The following is a 15,615-nucleotide window of genomic DNA, read 5'->3' as shown; positions in this document are numbered from 1 at the left end:
TAGAATGTAAGAACTAGATTATTTTAATGAAGAATCCACTTGGGTAAAGAACTATTTACAATCGCTCGTATCTTCGGGGCCTATTACGAAATTTATTCAGAAGGAACAAGTTATGCCCGCGCTGTTCTTAAGGGCAAACTGAGGTTAAAGGATTCTGGAGAGCGCCATCCTTTTGTTGTCGGAGATATGGTCCTTGCCGAAAAAACTTCCGGGGAAGAATGGATCATCTCGGAACGAATGGAAAGAAAGAACTACCTAACAAGAAAGAGTGATAGGGGCGATAGTCACGTGTTATGTGCTAACTTGGACCAATTGGCCATCCTTGCTTCTTGTAAAGATCCAGAAACAAAACCCGGATTTATCGATCGGTTACTTGCGGCCGCTTACCATACCCAAATTCCCCCTCTTATTATTTTTACAAAAAAAGATCTCATCTCCGAGGAAGAAATCGAAGAACGCGAAGTTTACTATCGTGAGTTAGGTTATGAGGTGATGACTGTCTCTCTTCTTTCGGAAGAATCTATCCTACCTTTATGGGAGAGGATTCGCGGGAAACGAACTTTCCTTTGCGGAAATTCAGGAGTAGGGAAGTCCACACTCATGAATCATCTCCATAAGAAGACAGTCCAAAGAACAAACCTAGTCAGTGGGTCCACCAAAAAAGGAAAACATACCACCACCAATTCCTTTGCTCTGTTTTTGGAAGGAAATACTGTTCTTATCGATTCCCCAGGTGTTAAAGAATGGGGTATCCTACACATGACACCAGTGGAACTTTGGGAAAGTTTTCCCGAATTACGAAAGATTAAAGAAACATGTAAGGAAACTTATTGCTGTGAACTGGGTTCTGAATGTTCTATGCGAAAATACCTAAACGATTCCATGGATGAAACCCGAAAAAAAAGTTTAGAGTCCATGATCGAGAGTCTAGAAAACCCCCACAGGGTGACAAGACGAGACCATTGGGCAAAATCTGTCACAAAAAGGCATTAGGGAAAAGAGTTGCCAAGCCCTCAGTTGTTATCTATGATTAGAATGTTATTTCTGGAGGAAGGAATATGAAACGTGTTATCATCAATCGGTTGTCAGTATTGGGATTTGTGGCAGTTTTTGCCATATTTTTCGTTGCTTGCCAAAAAGATTCCAAGGAAACTGTAACAAATGTTACAGACAAGTCCCAACAAGAAAGTAACGTCGTCGTTGCCTTTGTAAAAGGTGATGTCGTTGTGATCCGCGAAAGTGGACAAGTGAAACCTAATTTGGGTGATGTTTTAACTTCCAAAGATACCATCGTTACCGGCCAAAACGGTTCTGTGGAAATCCTTGTCGGTGAAGACGGAGTTTTGAAATTAAACAAAAATACTTCTCTTAGCGTAAGCCAAGCGTTTGCAGCAAACGACGGTTCGCGTGCAACAGAAGTGAACATGCAATACGGAAAACTAGTGACTGTTCTTCGCAAAGAAAGAAAAACAGAATCTTTCAGTGTAGTCACTCCTACTTCCATTGCGGGTGTACGTGGAACGATCTTCCTAACCAATGTGGAAAATCCATCAGCTAAAGGTGGAAACGTAGCTTGTGGTTCTGGAAACTGTGTCGTGAAATACACGGTCCTTGATGGTGCGGTTGCGATCCGTAAAGCAAACTCAGAAAACGAAATCGTTGTCGACAAACAGAAAACAGCTGAAGTCGGGAATGATACTAAAATTTCTGATAAAATGATCAAACCAATGGACAAACAATCTTTGACAGAGATGAAAGAGATGTTGGCTTTTGAAAATACTAAGATGTTACAGTTTGAGTCTCTTGCAAATGAGCTAAGAACCAACAACGAAGAACTACAAAAACTAAACATTGGATCTTCTGTAGAAGAATTAGAAAAAGCAGCTAAAAATCGTGAGATCACTAAATCGAAATCAGACGAAGTCATCACAACTGCGAAGTCCATCGAAGATTCAAAATACATCAAAAAAGATGTTCAGAAAGATTCCCTAAAATTAGCACCGAAAGAGAGTTTTGATAAGACGAAATGAGATATGTTTATTTACCGGTCCTTTGTTTTTTAGTCGGTTATTGTTCTTCGGTCACAAAGATCGAAACTTTAAATCGAAGTTTTACAAAACCTAAGTTCATCACTCCTGAACCGGGTGAGTCGGAACCCCTTCCTTCGGGCAGAGATTACAAAGAACGACTGGTAAATAAATCCACTCCTCATTTTTCACTCCTCTGGAAACAAGTTCCAGAGGGGTTTTCTAAATCTGATCTGTTATTACTCGAAGAGAAAGTCCTCTTCCCACACAACAAACTCGGGTTATATAAAAAAGCTCCCAAAGATCCAGATACAAAATTTAACGAAGTTTCCGACTTAGATTTGGTATTGGAACTCTCGCTTACTCGCAATGCCGAAAGACATTCGATTGAAGTCCAATACAAAGATCCAGTTTTGTCGCAAAACTTTGGAAAGGCGATTTTTGTATACCAAGAAGAAAAAGAACCTGTTGTTAAATCTTTAAAATCATTTGATGTTTTCCATGGCAAAAGACAACTCCAACCATTGACTGGAAGTGTTCCTGCTTATTTTGCAGAAGTTTCTTCTCCATCGGATGATGAATTACGTAATTATTTTACCTCCTCTTTGCGAGGAAATGCTTCGGTGTTTTCCACCTCACCCGGAACCACAATTTATTTGGACGGTGTGGAAGTGGGGAAAGCTCCTTTACTTTCCTATCCACTCATCAATGGCAAACATACCCTTTCCTTTGCAAAACCGGGCAAAGATCCAGTCAAACGAAACATCTTAATTCGAGCAGGGAAAACCACTCGTGTGTTCCAAGAATGGAGTGATGATATTTCGCAAGGAACCATTGTCATTTCTAGTTTTCCTGCAGGTCTTGATATCGTTGTGGATGGTCAGAAAAAAGGAAAAACTCAATATGCGGAATCGGGTGTTCCTTACGGAAGTTATCCGATCCAGTTCATCCGCACTCAAAAAGATTCTCACTTTGAATATGCAAAGGCGGGGATCAAAATTAGACCAAAACAAATCACGTCCATTGCTTTACCCATCTCTCTTGAGGATGGAGTTGGCTGGGAATCAGAAGAATTTTGGAACCTAACATCGGCTTCTCCCAATTTTTCGGCCACATTCCCTGGCAAACTTACCTTTGCCAAAAACAAAGACCTTCCTACCGGCTGGTATGGAGTGTATTCAGAAGACCTCATTCCTGATTATCTAGAAGCTGAGCTTGTGTTAGACCTTGTGAAAGATTTGAATGGGGCGGTTGGCCTTTCTTTTACTGATCACAATCAAAATGCCATTCTTATCTATGTCGATAAAACAGACTTCCATATCATCAAGTTTTCTGCGGAAGAAAAAGAAGCCCCTGTTCGTTCTTCGTATCGTTGGAATAAAGAGGATGAACTCAAAGGCAGAAGTATCAAACTTTCTACCGACATTGAAAAGAAGATGATTCGGTTGTCTTTGGGAAATAAAACCGTGGAAGAACTTCCATGGAATTTCGAAACTTTTTGGAATTTGGGAGTTTTGACTCCACATAACGCGCCTATAACGGGCACACCTCTTCGAGGTTTAAAAATACGATATCCTGATATGGTTAAGTTTGAGGAAAGGCTCCAAAAATGAGACAACTTAGTTTTTTAATTTTTACCGTCGTTCTTTTTGTCGGCTGCCAATCTCGTGACTTCAAACCCGTTTCCGTAAAGGATTCCGTGGTTGAAAAATCCGATGTATCGGATCGCCAAAAAATTGAAGAAGCAAGGGAACTTGTCGCAGAAGGAAGTAATGAATTTCAAAAAGGAAACATAGATGTTGCGTTAGAAAAAGCAAAGACTTCCATCCAAACTTTTGAACTGATTGATGGTTATTCTCTGCTTGGATCTTCCTATTACCAGTTAGGAGATTATGAAAACGCAAAACTTGCTTATGAAAAAGGCAAAAACTTAGAACCCAAAAATGAAAAACTCCTCATTGGACTTGGAACGGTTCAATCCACTTTGGGAGAAAATGAAGAAGCACTTTCTACTTACCAAACTCTAAGCCAACTAAAACCAGAAGAAACCATCTATACTTATAAAACGGGCCTACTTTTAAAAAACTTGGTTCGTTACCAAGAAAGCCTTGTGGTTCTAAAGTCCTTGGAAACTAAAACGGAATTTCCTTACCCTATCGAATTGTTAAACCAATTGGGGGACCTTTGTTTAGAACTAAAAAGATATGAGGAAGCGGAAGCTTACTTCGCAAAAGCGGAAAAGCTCAATCCAGAATTAAAAACAGCCAAAGATGCAAAACTTTCCACTAAGATTGCATCTCTCATCCAACGCGGGAATGACTTTTTAGCAAAAAAGAATTACGCAGAAGCAACTTCTGAATTCAAAAAAGCCACCGAGTTACAGCCACAAAATGGTTCTGTTTGGTCTTTTCTGGGAAATGCTCAGTTATTGGGTGGAAAACTCAAAGAAAGTGAAGAGAGTTTCAAAAAATCCATTTCACTCTCTGACACAAATCCCAACGCCTATGTCGGGTTGTGTAATGTTTACATTCAAACTCATAACTATTCCGATTGTTTAAAAACTTCCAAACAAGCCGGCGGGAAAATTCCTAAAAACGCAGAGATTCGCAACAAACAAGGGATATGTGAATGGAAATGGGGAGAAACTAAGAAAGCCACTCTTAGTTTCCAAGATGCATCCACTTGGGATCCCAATTTTTTTGAACCGAAACTCAACTTAGCCTATGTGCTGATTGATTCGGGTCGTTTTGACGAAGCACTAGATGTATTAAAAAAAGCAGAGTCTCATCCTAAGGCAAAAAAAGAGGAAATTCGCAAAGCAAAGATACTCGCAGAATCACAAAAGTTTATCGCTGATGGTGACGCATACCTACGCCAAGGAAAACGTAAACAGGCCTTTGATGAATACGGAAAAGCAATGGGTGTGAACCCAGAAAACCCAGCAGCACAAAATGCGTTTGGTCGAGCTTACTTTGCTTTTGGGGAATACAAAAAATCAGAAAGCTCCTATTTAGAAGCCTATCGTATGGATGCCACAAATCCTGGTGCCTTACAAGGCCTTGCTCGTGTGTATGCAAAAACGGGTGAATCCAAAAAAGAAAAAGAATACATCAAAAAACTAGAAATTCTTTCTGCTACAGATCCTTTTAGTGCCATCACTTTGGGTCGTATTGCAGAAGATGCTAGTAAATGGGAAGAAGCAGAATCCATTTATATGGGACTGAAGAAAAAATTCCCAAACAATGATGCTGTGGATTACCGTTTGGGAAGTTTGTATTACAAACGAGCTGTAGAGGAAAATTCGAAAGAAAACTATACTCGTGCCAATGAATTCATTCAAAAGTCCAAAAAGTATACCAAGGACATTCCAGAACTGCTCGAAACAGAAAAGACGGTGGCGGAGAACTCTCGTTTTGCGGAAATCCTGCCTTTTGTCAAAGAAGGTAACTCTCTATTCAATCGTAAAAAATACATTGAAGCGGTAACTCCTTACCAGAAGGCATACGATAGAGTTCCTAAAGCTTCCCTTCTTGTAAAAATTGCAGAATGTTATATCGAGAAAGGTGAGGAAGAAAAAGGCATTTCTATTTTGGAAAATGCCGTTCGCTCCAACAAAGAAAATGCGATTTCATTTAAGGAAGGGATTTACTCTTTTTATTATAAAAAAGGGGAACTCAAAAGAGCCGAAGACGGATTCTACGATATTTTAAGAGAAAAACCTGATTCCTATTACGCCTACTACATGTTAGGTCTTGTGACCATGAAAAGGAAAAATTACGAGGGGGCAATTGGGGAATTTGATCGTTCTATTTTGGTGAATCCGAATTTTGCTCCGAGTAATGTGGCAAAAGGTTTAGCATTTTATAAACTAAACCAAATGGAAAATGCGAAACGCGAGTTTGAAAAAGCGCGTGTGAAGGATTCTGAATTTGGCCTTTCTTCTTATAACTTAGCCATAGCTTATTTTAACGAAGATTTGACTAAAGAATCAAAAACTATTTTGGAATCCATTCGTAAATCAGATCCTGATTTTATGGATGGTGAGATCCAATTAGCATATATCTACTTCAAAGAAAACAAATTAGAAGAAGCAGAGAAGATCATTGATCGGGTTCTGAAAGAAGAACCTTCTGCGGAAGCATTGTTTGCACAGTTTCGAATTTTGGATGCCAAACAAAAACAATCTCCCTCCGATAAGGTCAAAACCAAACGGAACCATGTAAAAGAAAAAATCTTACGTGAATATGGCGAAACCAAATACGCAAGACTTCTTCCTTCCGATGCAATGGACGATGAACCACTCCATGTGACCGATCTCAATCTTTCGGGAACGCCAGTTTCTACACCGATTGTGTATCCCAATCGAATCATCGTCAATTACGGAACAGCGCTCGTTGGTTATGATAGAATCACCAAGGAACTTGTTTGGAAACAATACACTTCCACTCCTTACCAACTGTTAGTTGCCGGAAAAGAACTTGTGGGAATTTCCAATGATTCTGCGACAAAGATTTATCCTGAATCGGGAAAAATGAGTTTCAAAAAACAAATTCTTGTGGGTTGGAAAGTCAAACAAGGTTCTGCCGAAGGGAATGGATTTTTACTTCTTCTGGAAAAAGAAAAAGGGAACGATCGTAAGATTGTAAGAACTAACCCCAATTTAGAAATTGAGGAAGAGTGGAATGGAAACGATTTTTTAAGTTTTTCTCACACATCGGAAGGAAAACTTTTTGTCCTTCGCGATTTAAAGAAAGAATTCCAAATCCAAGTTTTTGCTATAGGTTCTAGTTCCAATTCCGATAAAGACAAAAAGATATCAAATCCTGTTGTCAAAAAAGATACAAAAGAATCGGCTCTGATCCTAGGATGTTTGGAAGATTCTTGTTTGATTCAGTTAGGAAATCAAATCTATCAAGGAACCGAAAAAGCAAAGTTGTATTCCTTGGGTAATACTGATACCATTCGGTCGGTTGTCAAAAATCCAGAGTCTTTACTGATCAATACAGAAGATACCGCCTATCTTTGGAAAGGTGGCTCTAAGTGGAAAGATTCGTATTCCATAGAAGGAGATTTTTATTATCCTTTGGATGGGCTTGTGGTAGAAGGTAGATCTAAAGAATTACTCTTAATCAAAGGCAGGGAGAAAACTCCTGTTCCATGGAAAGGAGACCGGGATGGCCTTAGGATCAGTACTGTCACTGTAGATTAATCAGAAGAGCCTAAAGAGAAGAAAACTATCTGTAGTGAGGTCCATTAAAAGGACAATCTTTCGGTATTAGATTTTTTAGGTAAGAAACTTTGGATCTTACCTGAATGGTTTAATTTTGTTTCGTTCTATTTAGATAATAAATTCGTTTCCCTTCATTTCTTTTTTCGGTCTCGAAAAAAGAAACAGGGAAACCAGGTCTTTCAAACTCGTATTCTTTCTCTTCCCAAACAAACTTGGGAAATTTTCGAAATAGGGAAATGGTTCGTCTTGCGTAAGGGCCGTAGTCGGTTGCAAATAACAACTTTCCCCCCGGTTTTAACAGGTCATAAATTTGTTTGAGCATATCGGCTTGCATAAGCCTGTTTTTACGGTGTTTTTTCTTTGGCCAAGGGTCTGGGAAGTTGATGATGATTGTGTCAAAAATTTCTTTCTCGAGTAACTCATCGAAGAACCACTGGAAGTTAACGGTCATATAGCGAATATTTTCTAGGCCGAGTGTTTTTCGTTGTTTTTCGGTGTGGACAATTCGGTTCACCTTCTTTTCCATCAGTAGGTAACCTGTTTGGCGGTCGTTATTTGCCAATTCGATGGCAACTTCACCCCAACCAGATCCAAGTTCTAAAACAAAGTTTTGGATCTCTTCCGGGAAAGATTTTTTTAGATCGATTTTTTCCCCCCGATCTTTAGGTTGCAGGAGATAGTCTGATTGATAGGAAGTCTTGGTAGTAAACTTCCAAAGTTTTTCTTGGATTTCCGGGTTAACTAACAATTGCATTCCTTCCGATGATGTATTGTCAGGATTTTTAAAAGGAACTAGATGAAAATAACTCTTTTTGGTGTTCGAGGTTCTCTTCCCACACCGATTTCTAAACCAGAACAAAGGGAGAAAACTTTAAAGATTCTCCAAATGGCCAAAGAAGAGTGGCGAAAGGATCCGGCCGGATTCTCAGAAGAGGAATTTTTAAATCATTTGCCCATCCCCCTTTCTCAAGATTTAGGCGGAAACACCACTTGTGTGTTCATTGAAGGAGATGGGGGTGAAAAAGTCATTTTAGATATGGGGACGGGGCTACGTGTCCTTGGCAACCAAATGGCTCCGCAAGCGTTTAGCGGAGAAGAAATGGACATCCATATCCTTGTTTCTCATACTCATTGGGACCATATCCAAGGTTGGCCTTTTTTTAAACCTGGTTATTCTCCTTCTTGTAATATTCATTTTTACTCATGTATTGAAAATTTAGAAGAAAGGCTTATCCGCCAACAACATCCCGAAAACTTCCCCATAACTTTCCAACAAATGGCATCGAAAAAACAATTTCATCTTTGGAAAGAATTCGAATCCTATATGTTAGGTGGTCTTAAAATCATTCCTTTTGGACTGCGCCATCCTGGATCTTGTACGGGATACCGAATTCGAGAAGGAAATAAAATTTTCCTTTTTTGTACGGATGTAGAATATCGAGAAGAAGACCGCGAACACCTAATCAAAATGAAACCTCAAATTGCGGGAGCAGATCTTATCATCATTGATGCACAGTATAGCACTGCTGAGGCGGAAAAAAAAATAGGTTGGGGTCATACTGCTGTAAGTAAAGCAGTAGAGTTTGCGGAAATGATGGAGATTCGTTCTGTTGTCCTTACTCATCATGAGCCAGACCATACAGATCATGAAGTGGCACGTATTATTTTAGATGAAGCCAGGTTAATGAAACCGGGTGGTATGCAGATCCATATTGCACATGAGGGACAAAAGTTTATCCTTTAGAAAATCAAATCCTTCTACTGTATAGAACTAGAACCTAGATTGTTTGCATCCATTGTTTGATGATTATTGATTCAATCATTCGTTGATTAGATAATTGGAGTGGTATCCTTTTGCCTCACCTGACCAATCGGGGCAATCCAGTTTCAGGTCTGCATACCAATGGATTTGGTATGGTTTGGCAAAGAACAGTTGGATAAAAAATCGTAAAAACGAAGAGATGTTTTCTAGTGCGCTCATAGTTGCAATCGGACGTGTTCGTTTGACATGTAGAGAACATTTTCCTTCGTTGAAATATAAAACTTCTGTTTTAGGAATCGTATAACCAGATGTAGGTTCTTTTTCCCAATCCAAAACTTCGGCTCGTTCTACGGTCCCTTCTAACACTAAATGACCTGAGTTATCTAATACGGCAACTCTGCGAAAAAAAGCACCGGGGAAATCGGTATTACCAATAAATCCTCCTGTAAAGATTCGATGTCCATCTTTTGTAATGGATCTAACCAATTCCCATTTTTTGGAATATTGGTACACTGCTTCGTTCGATAGGATATGTTCTAATCCACCAACACCTTTGATCACTTCAGTAATTTCTTTGTATCGAATGGTTCCTGTTACTTGGGAGAAGGAAAAGGGAATGTCGGCTTGGACAAATTTTCCATCATCTTTTAATGGATATCTTCCTTTGGAGATAGGAACAGAACCTCTCCTTGGTTTGTAGTCTAACTTAATTTCCCAGTCCCCATAGTTCATATAGAAGGAATAAATTCCGTTTTTAAATTCCATCCAGTTCTCCCCACTTTTTTGGTAGAACTGGCCTTTTTTGGATTCATATTCATCAGCATCGAATTCACGAGTGGAATAAAACACAGGTTGGTCTTTAGGTTTTAAAAGTAGCGATATACCGTTGTTATGTGATCCAGGCCCAAAATTGCTAACAAGGAAGGTAGCAAACAAATTGTATTTTTCGTTACGGAAGGTAAAGTTCCAAGCCTGTAGATAACCTTCGTCGGGGAAATGTTGGGTTTTGAAATCTTGGGCGAGGAGGTTCTCTGTTGTCAGTGTTGTAAAAAAAAGCCAAAGCCAAACGAATCGAAAGAATTGCCGAAACACCGGCAAATCCTAACTGTTATTCGAAAAAGAATCAAGATTTTTCTTCGGGTTTTCCTTTAAATGGAAACGTTACTGGGAAGAGCCAAGGCAAATAAATCTCCCAGACAAACGAGGGAAAAGACAGGGTGTTCCGTATTGCCAATTTGTCCGAGCCGTTCTCTTTCTTCGGCGATACCATCGATATGAATCCAGGATTCTATCTGCTCTTCTGGTAGGATGCGGCAGGCCACCTGGTATTCAAAGGTTCCGATTTGAGAGAAAAAAATTTGAACCGATTCAGGGGAAGAATCAGCTAAAGTACGACGGAAGGCAAACTGTTTGGACTTGGTTTCGCCTCGCATTTCGTAGTAGTGGTTCAGAATTCGTAAGATATGTAAGAATTCTTCTTTTTTTGTCATCAGCTCGCGCCAGGAAACTTCGGTTTCTTTCATACTAGTGGGGGTAGAAGAGATTGGACTTTGGTTCTTAAAAAAGGATTCTCACTTGAAAAATACTTTCCCCTATCCAGGATGAACGAAACGGATATGGTAACGGAGATTTTAGAAATATTCTGGAAAGAGAAACTCCGGTTTGCTCAATACTGTTTTGATGAATTGGCTACTTTGGATACAAAGTCCTTTTCTGAAAAAAGACCGCATGGGAAATCACCCCAATGGACTCTCCAACAGATGGTCTCTTATGATCGCACTTTTAGTTTTTACTTACCAATCTCATTACGCATTAGCGGATTTTTCTTTTTTACCACATTCAAAGACCAAGACATAGAAAAAGATTTGGAAGCCATTCGGGACAGGTACAGGCCACCGGCTTTCCCCTCCCATTTTTGGGAAATCCAGATCACAAAAGCCGAAGACCTTCGGATCAAAGCCAAAGACCCTTTGGTTAAGGAACAGTGTGAATCTTGGAAAGAGGTTCTTATTCGATTGGAATCCAAACTTTCCGAAATTTCAGATCGTGATGCCTATAGAAAAAGATATACATCCCTTACAGGAATTCATACCATTTCAGGAGCGATCAATAATTCTACGGAATTTTGTCACTATCTATGGAATTTGTACATGGAAAATCCAACATAACAGTATTTTAAACGAATCAAAAATATACCGAGTTTAGGAGAAATCAATGGGAAAAATTAAAGTAAAAACACCGCTTGTTGAGTTAGACGGCGATGAAATGACAAGAATTATCTGGAAAGAAATTAAAGATCGTTTCATCTACCCTTATTTAGACATCACGTTAGAATATTATGACTTAGGTGTTGAATACCGTGATAAAACAGATGACCAAGTCACTGTAGATTCTGCTAATGCGATCAAAAAACATGGCGTCGGTGTTAAATGTGCCACCATCACTCCAAACGCAGACCGTGTAAAAGAATATAACTTAAAACAAGAATGGAAATCACCTAACGGAACTATTCGCGCCATCCTAGATGGAACAGTTTTTCGTAAACCTATCATCATCAAAAATATTCCAGCAGCTGTTAACTCTTGGAAAAAACCAATTGCGATTGGAAGACATGCTTATGGTGATATTTACCGCGATGTGGAAATCCTAGTTGATGGCCCAGGAAAAGTAGAACTAGTTTATACGGATGCTTCTGGAAAAGAAAAACAAAGACTACTCGTGAATGAATTCAAAGGTGCAGGTGTTGCTCTTGCTATGCACAACTTAGATGAATCCATCAAATCTTTTGCTAAGGCATGTTTTACTTATGCTTTGTCTGAAAAAATCAGCATCTGGTTTGCTACAAAAGATACGATCTCTAAAAAATACCATGCTCGTTTCCGTGATATCTTTGATAATATGGCAAAAGAACAAGACGCTGCTATGAAAGCTGCAGGTATTACTTATAGTTATTACCTCATTGATGATGCAGTAGCACAGATCATGAAAAACGAAGGTGGACAACTTTGGGCCCTTATGAACTACGACGGAGACGTTATGAGTGATATGGTTGCTTCTGGTTTTGGTTCCCTTGGTCTTATGACTTCTGTTTTAGTATCACCCGATGGAAAGTATGAGTATGAAGCGGCACACGGAACTGTGACTCGCCACTACCGTAAATACCAAAAAGGGGAAACTACTTCGACAAACTCTGTAGCGTCTATCTTTGCATGGACCGGAGCTATTGCGAAACGTGGGGAACTTGACGGAACTCCAGATGTAGTGAACTTCGCTTTGAAATTGGAAGAAGCGATCATTGAAACCATTGAAGGTGGTGAGATGACAAAAGACTTACTTTCTCTTTCAACAGCTGCGAAAAAAACAGAATTGGATACCTTCCAATTTATGGAAGCTGTACAAAAACGCTTGGATTCCAAACTGAAATAAGTTTGTATCCCTTGTGCACCCTGTCGTTTGGCAGGGTGTGATGTTTTTCTTTTTAATAATTCCTTGCCTTTCTTTACTTCTCCAATTCTATTAAAAATCCATGTCGAATGTTCCAAAATCGCTATTAGATTCATTTATGGATTGGTATTTAGGTGAAATTCCCAAAATAGATTCACCTTCATTACTATTTCATTCTTTTATTGAATACTTACAAACATTAGGTTTTCAAATCATTCGAGGGAATATGGGGACCCGCACCCTACACCCACAAGTGGAAACTTTGGCCTACCTCTGGGCTCCCAAAAGTCAAAAGGAACTTTTTGATCTTCAAGCAAATCCTCTCTTTCATTCTGGTAGGTGGTTTGAATTTCCCGATGCCTTTATACGGGAAACTAAATTTCGATTAGGTTCGATACAATCGACACAATTTGCTGCAAGCCCCATACAATATGTACTCACTACAAATAAAACCTATTACTATCGTTTTACGGAAGGTTTTAAAGGAGAGTATCCTTACCCTATTTTAGAGGAATTGGCTCCCATAGGAGGGACGGGTTACTTTGCCATACCTGTGATTCAAAAAGGAAATAGTTATGCTTTCTTAAGTTTACTCACAGCAAAACCAGATGGATTTACTGAAGTGGAATTGGACTTTCTTACAAAAGCATTGAATATGGTGGCCCTCAAATGGTGGACATTCATCCAGTCAGAACTTACGGAATCTTTACTCAGTATTTATCTGGGTAAAAGAACTGGATCTACGGTGTATTCGGGTAAAATCTATTTGGGAGAATTGGATAAAATTCAATCAGTAATTTGGTTTTCTGACATTCGAAATTATTCTGGTATGAGTGAAAAACTATCACCATCAGAAGTTATACAGTTGTTAAATGACTATTTTGGTTTGGCAATTCCACTCATTGAAGCCCATGGCGGCGAAGTTTTAAAACTATTGGGTGATGGAATTTTAGCAGTATTCCCCTATACAGAAACTAATAAAACCGTTGTTGGGAAAAAAGCTCTTCTCGCTGTAAGAAAGTTAGGTGAAAACTTATTCCGTCATAACCAAACAAGAGAAAAAGAGACAAAACTTCCGATTCATCACGGTGTGGGTTTACATTCCGGAGAAATCCTTTATGGAAATATTGGTTCCACGGAGAGACTGGATTTTACTGTGATTGGGGAGGCCGTCAACCTAACCAGTCGGATTGCCGGTATGTGCGGTGAATTAGAAAAAGCTGTGTTGGCATCTGAAAATTTAGCCAACCAAATCCCTGTTCGTTGGGAAGAACTGGGAGAACACAAACTCAAAGGAATTGGTTCTCCACAGAAAATTTTTGCCATTTCGGAACGAGTGAAGAAAAAATATTAGGTTGGAAAAATGGTTTTCAAATTAAGATATTTTATCTATGGACTAACGAACAATTACCCACTGACCACCGATCCAACTTAGATAAAGCGGGATGGATGCTCCTTTTTTAGAAGTAATGATGGGCTCTCCTTTCTGATTGGTTACACTTAGAATTTGGTTGTTACAAAGTAAGGTAAATTTTATATTCCTTTCTTCGAGTTTCCAATTGGATCCAATGGCCTTTGTCATACCGGCTATGGATTTGAGTTCGTCTACTTCTACATAAGGATAATAACGAACTTCGGATGTGTCCTTTGCACGAAATTGAATCCAAAAAAGGATCTTCTTTGTATCTTTTGTGTTAAGAATCTTTGTGAATTCTTTTGCAAATTCAACGATTGAGGATTCTTTTTCTTTGGTAAGAGTAATGATTTCTGCTTGTTTCCACAATCGGCTTGGCGGAACAAATGGTGGATTAAATTCTATATCGGTCCATTCACCTAAACTATCTTTGGTGGAAGTTGGCCATTGAAAACTTTGTAATAAAATTCCTTCATCCGGGAATTGCCCTTTTTGACCTATGAATAATTTGACTTCTGCTTCTTTGGAAAGTCCATAATTTTCTTTTTGTTTGCCCTTTCGTTCGGACAGTCGGATCTTGATTTTGTTTTTCTCAGGCAGGATCCAGTAGTTGATATCCGCTTGACCAGAGGAGTCTTCATTAGAAGATCCATCTCGAACATCATATCCATTCACATTGATTTCTAAATTGACCCCGTAGTTTTTATAAGTAACGATATAGTATCCTTCTTTGGGAGGACCAGGGGGAGTTGGTTTTTCTTCCGCTAAGATTGGGAAAAAGGAAATCATAATCATTAGAAAAAGGAACAAGATTCTTAGCATCTATAGTTCTCCAATTGCAAGGTAACGAAGGATTTTAAAGGGAGAAAAAAAATTGTCGATAAGAAATTAAATGATTCGATATTTTAATATTTTAGATTAAAAGCTAACATCAATTTATTTATTAGAGAATGCAAAAATATTTTTTGTTAGACTTAGTAGTTCAGAATATAGTAACTTGGTTTTTCTACATAACTATTTTCGTAGCAGACGGCATATTCTCTTAATTAGATCTTTTCTATAATAATGGTTTCCCGTTTTTGAAGCTGCTTCTGGAACAGAAGTGATTTGACGAGTATTGGGATATTTTGCGTTAGGTGTAAAAATTGGGTGCGAATAGGAATTAAAAATGAATGAGATAAAATATATCCAAAAATTGGAAGATCAGTCCAACTTTTCCTTACACCATCACCATTTTTATGGCAGTAAATACCAGAAATATTATCCAGAGATTTTTTTATTCATTACTACGATTATCTCTGTTGTGATTTTCCTTACGACATTTCCCGAAGAAATCAATAGTTTTGCAATCGTATATTTGTTTCTAAACATTCTTTATTATGTTTATCTTCGATTCACGAGAAAACGAAGGCTCATCAAATACTTTAATAAATTCTATACGGCAGGAAAAGAGTTTATCGAATCTGAGTTAACCATTCAGTTTGAAGATTTGTATATTTTGACCCAATACAAAAATATAGAATCAAAAATTCCTTATGAAAATCTGGAAAGATTGTCTATTGGAACGGAGGCTATTTATATTTACATCTCCAACATCCAAGCGTTGATTTTGCCAAATCGAATTTTTTCTTCACCAATCGAAAGTAAGGCGATTGTTGACTTTCTGATGGAGAAAAATGAAAAGATAAAAGCCACTTCTAAATTATCTATCTGAACGATCCTTTTGAAAAACATAACA

13 protein-coding genes are annotated in these 15,615 nt (G+C 38.6%); 9 read left to right on the top strand and 4 right to left on the bottom strand.

Translation table 11 applies throughout. The annotated features are described in order from the left end of the window. Positions 1 to 39: 39 nt before the first annotated feature. The 4 genes from rsgA to LEP1GSC199_RS14170 all read left to right on the top strand — a co-directional run bounded on the left by rsgA (position 40) and on the right by LEP1GSC199_RS14170 (position 7,236). Positions 40 to 993, top strand: coding sequence for a ribosome small subunit-dependent GTPase A (rsgA, locus tag LEP1GSC199_RS14185; protein WP_002986447.1), 954 nt, complete (start codon positions 40 to 42; stop codon positions 991 to 993). 65 nt (positions 994 to 1,058) lie between these two features. Then, positions 1,059 to 2,030 (top strand): FecR family protein, encoded by a 972-nt coding sequence (locus tag LEP1GSC199_RS14180; RefSeq protein WP_039926923.1) that lies wholly within the window; start codon positions 1,059 to 1,061, stop codon positions 2,028 to 2,030. After that, positions 2,027 to 3,640, top strand: a complete 1,614-nt coding sequence (locus LEP1GSC199_RS14175) for an LIC10124 family lipoprotein (RefSeq protein WP_002986537.1) — start codon at positions 2,027 to 2,029, stop codon at positions 3,638 to 3,640. The genes LEP1GSC199_RS14180 and LEP1GSC199_RS14175 overlap by 4 nt, the downstream gene beginning before the upstream one ends. Next, positions 3,637 to 7,236 (top strand): tetratricopeptide repeat protein, encoded by a 3,600-nt coding sequence (locus tag LEP1GSC199_RS14170; RefSeq protein ID WP_002986366.1) that lies wholly within the window; start codon positions 3,637 to 3,639, stop codon positions 7,234 to 7,236. Before LEP1GSC199_RS14175 ends, LEP1GSC199_RS14170 begins: the two co-directional genes overlap by 4 nt. Positions 7,237 to 7,345: 109 nt before the next feature. Here the strand turns inward: LEP1GSC199_RS14170 and trmB are convergent, their stop codons facing one another. Next, on the bottom strand, positions 7,346 to 8,005 hold the full coding sequence (gene trmB / locus LEP1GSC199_RS14165; RefSeq protein ID WP_002986310.1) for a tRNA (guanine(46)-N(7))-methyltransferase TrmB: 660 nt from the start codon (positions 8,003 to 8,005) through the stop codon (positions 7,346 to 7,348). A gap of 48 nt (positions 8,006 to 8,053) precedes the next feature. Between trmB and LEP1GSC199_RS14160 the strand changes: the two genes are divergently transcribed. Next, positions 8,054 to 9,001 carry an MBL fold metallo-hydrolase gene (locus LEP1GSC199_RS14160; protein WP_002986596.1) on the top strand — a complete coding sequence of 316 codons (948 nt, stop codon included), beginning with the start codon at positions 8,054 to 8,056 and terminating at the stop codon, positions 8,999 to 9,001. 75 nt (positions 9,002 to 9,076) lie between these two features. Here the strand turns inward: LEP1GSC199_RS14160 and LEP1GSC199_RS14155 are convergent, their stop codons facing one another. After that, complete coding sequence (locus tag LEP1GSC199_RS14155; protein ID WP_002986458.1) at positions 9,077 to 10,111, bottom strand: hypothetical protein; 1,035 nt, start codon at positions 10,109 to 10,111, stop codon at positions 9,077 to 9,079. Positions 10,112 to 10,167: 56 nt separating this feature from the next. Further along, positions 10,168 to 10,542, bottom strand: coding sequence for an LIC_13246 family protein (locus LEP1GSC199_RS14150; protein WP_039926920.1), 375 nt, complete (start codon positions 10,540 to 10,542; stop codon positions 10,168 to 10,170). Positions 10,543 to 10,569: 27 nt separating this feature from the next. Here LEP1GSC199_RS14150 and LEP1GSC199_RS14145 point away from each other — a divergent pair, with 27 nt between their 5' ends. The 3 genes from LEP1GSC199_RS14145 (at position 10,570) to LEP1GSC199_RS14135 (ending at position 13,817) form a co-directional block, all read left to right on the top strand. Then, positions 10,570 to 11,187, top strand: coding sequence for a hypothetical protein (locus LEP1GSC199_RS14145; RefSeq protein WP_002986387.1), 618 nt, complete (start codon positions 10,570 to 10,572; stop codon positions 11,185 to 11,187). Positions 11,188 to 11,233: 46 nt separating this feature from the next. Beyond that, on the top strand, positions 11,234 to 12,445 hold the full coding sequence (locus tag LEP1GSC199_RS14140) for an NADP-dependent isocitrate dehydrogenase (RefSeq protein ID WP_002986217.1): 1,212 nt from the start codon (positions 11,234 to 11,236) through the stop codon (positions 12,443 to 12,445). 100 nt (positions 12,446 to 12,545) lie between these two features. Next, complete coding sequence (locus LEP1GSC199_RS14135; protein ID WP_002986522.1) at positions 12,546 to 13,817, top strand: adenylate/guanylate cyclase domain-containing protein; 1,272 nt, start codon at positions 12,546 to 12,548, stop codon at positions 13,815 to 13,817. Positions 13,818 to 13,859: 42 nt separating this feature from the next. On the opposite strand, the gene LEP1GSC199_RS14130 is transcribed toward LEP1GSC199_RS14135, so the two are convergent. Then, a complete protein-coding gene (locus LEP1GSC199_RS14130) occupies positions 13,860 to 14,699 on the bottom strand; it encodes a hypothetical protein (protein ID WP_002986289.1) in 840 nt (279 codons plus the stop codon). 346 nt (positions 14,700 to 15,045) lie between these two features. Between LEP1GSC199_RS14130 and LEP1GSC199_RS14125 the strand changes: the two genes are divergently transcribed. Then, complete coding sequence (locus tag LEP1GSC199_RS14125) at positions 15,046 to 15,591, top strand: YcxB family protein (RefSeq protein ID WP_002986605.1); 546 nt, start codon at positions 15,046 to 15,048, stop codon at positions 15,589 to 15,591. Positions 15,592 to 15,615: the final 24 nt, after the last annotated feature.

Source organism: Leptospira vanthielii serovar Holland str. Waz Holland = ATCC 700522 (genome assembly GCF_000332455.1).
Taxonomy (GTDB): Bacteria; Spirochaetota; Leptospiria; order Leptospirales; family Leptospiraceae; genus Leptospira_A; species Leptospira_A vanthielii.
Note: the sequence above shows the minus strand (reverse complement) of the source record. Positions and strands in the feature narration are given on the sequence as shown.

What these genes read in the sequence shown, in the direction of transcription:
- LEP1GSC199_RS14180 (WP_039926923.1), top strand. Translation starts at nt 1,059, where the DNA reads ATGAAACGTGTTATCATCAATCGGTTGTCAGTATTGGGATTTGTGGCA.
- LEP1GSC199_RS14175 (WP_002986537.1), top strand. Translation starts at nt 2,027, where the DNA reads ATGAGATATGTTTATTTACCGGTCCTTTGTTTTTTAGTCGGTTATTGT.
- LEP1GSC199_RS14170 (WP_002986366.1), top strand. Translation starts at nt 3,637, where the DNA reads ATGAGACAACTTAGTTTTTTAATTTTTACCGTCGTTCTTTTTGTCGGC.
- LEP1GSC199_RS14160 (WP_002986596.1), top strand. Translation starts at nt 8,054, where the DNA reads ATGAAAATAACTCTTTTTGGTGTTCGAGGTTCTCTTCCCACACCGATT.
- LEP1GSC199_RS14150 (WP_039926920.1), bottom strand. Translation starts at nt 10,542, where the DNA reads ATGAAAGAAACCGAAGTTTCCTGGCGCGAGCTGATGACAAAAAAAGAA.
- LEP1GSC199_RS14140 (WP_002986217.1), top strand. Translation starts at nt 11,234, where the DNA reads ATGGGAAAAATTAAAGTAAAAACACCGCTTGTTGAGTTAGACGGCGAT.
- LEP1GSC199_RS14135 (WP_002986522.1), top strand. Translation starts at nt 12,546, where the DNA reads ATGTCGAATGTTCCAAAATCGCTATTAGATTCATTTATGGATTGGTAT.
- LEP1GSC199_RS14130 (WP_002986289.1), bottom strand. Translation starts at nt 14,699, where the DNA reads ATGCTAAGAATCTTGTTCCTTTTTCTAATGATTATGATTTCCTTTTTC.
- LEP1GSC199_RS14125 (WP_002986605.1), top strand. Translation starts at nt 15,046, where the DNA reads ATGAATGAGATAAAATATATCCAAAAATTGGAAGATCAGTCCAACTTT.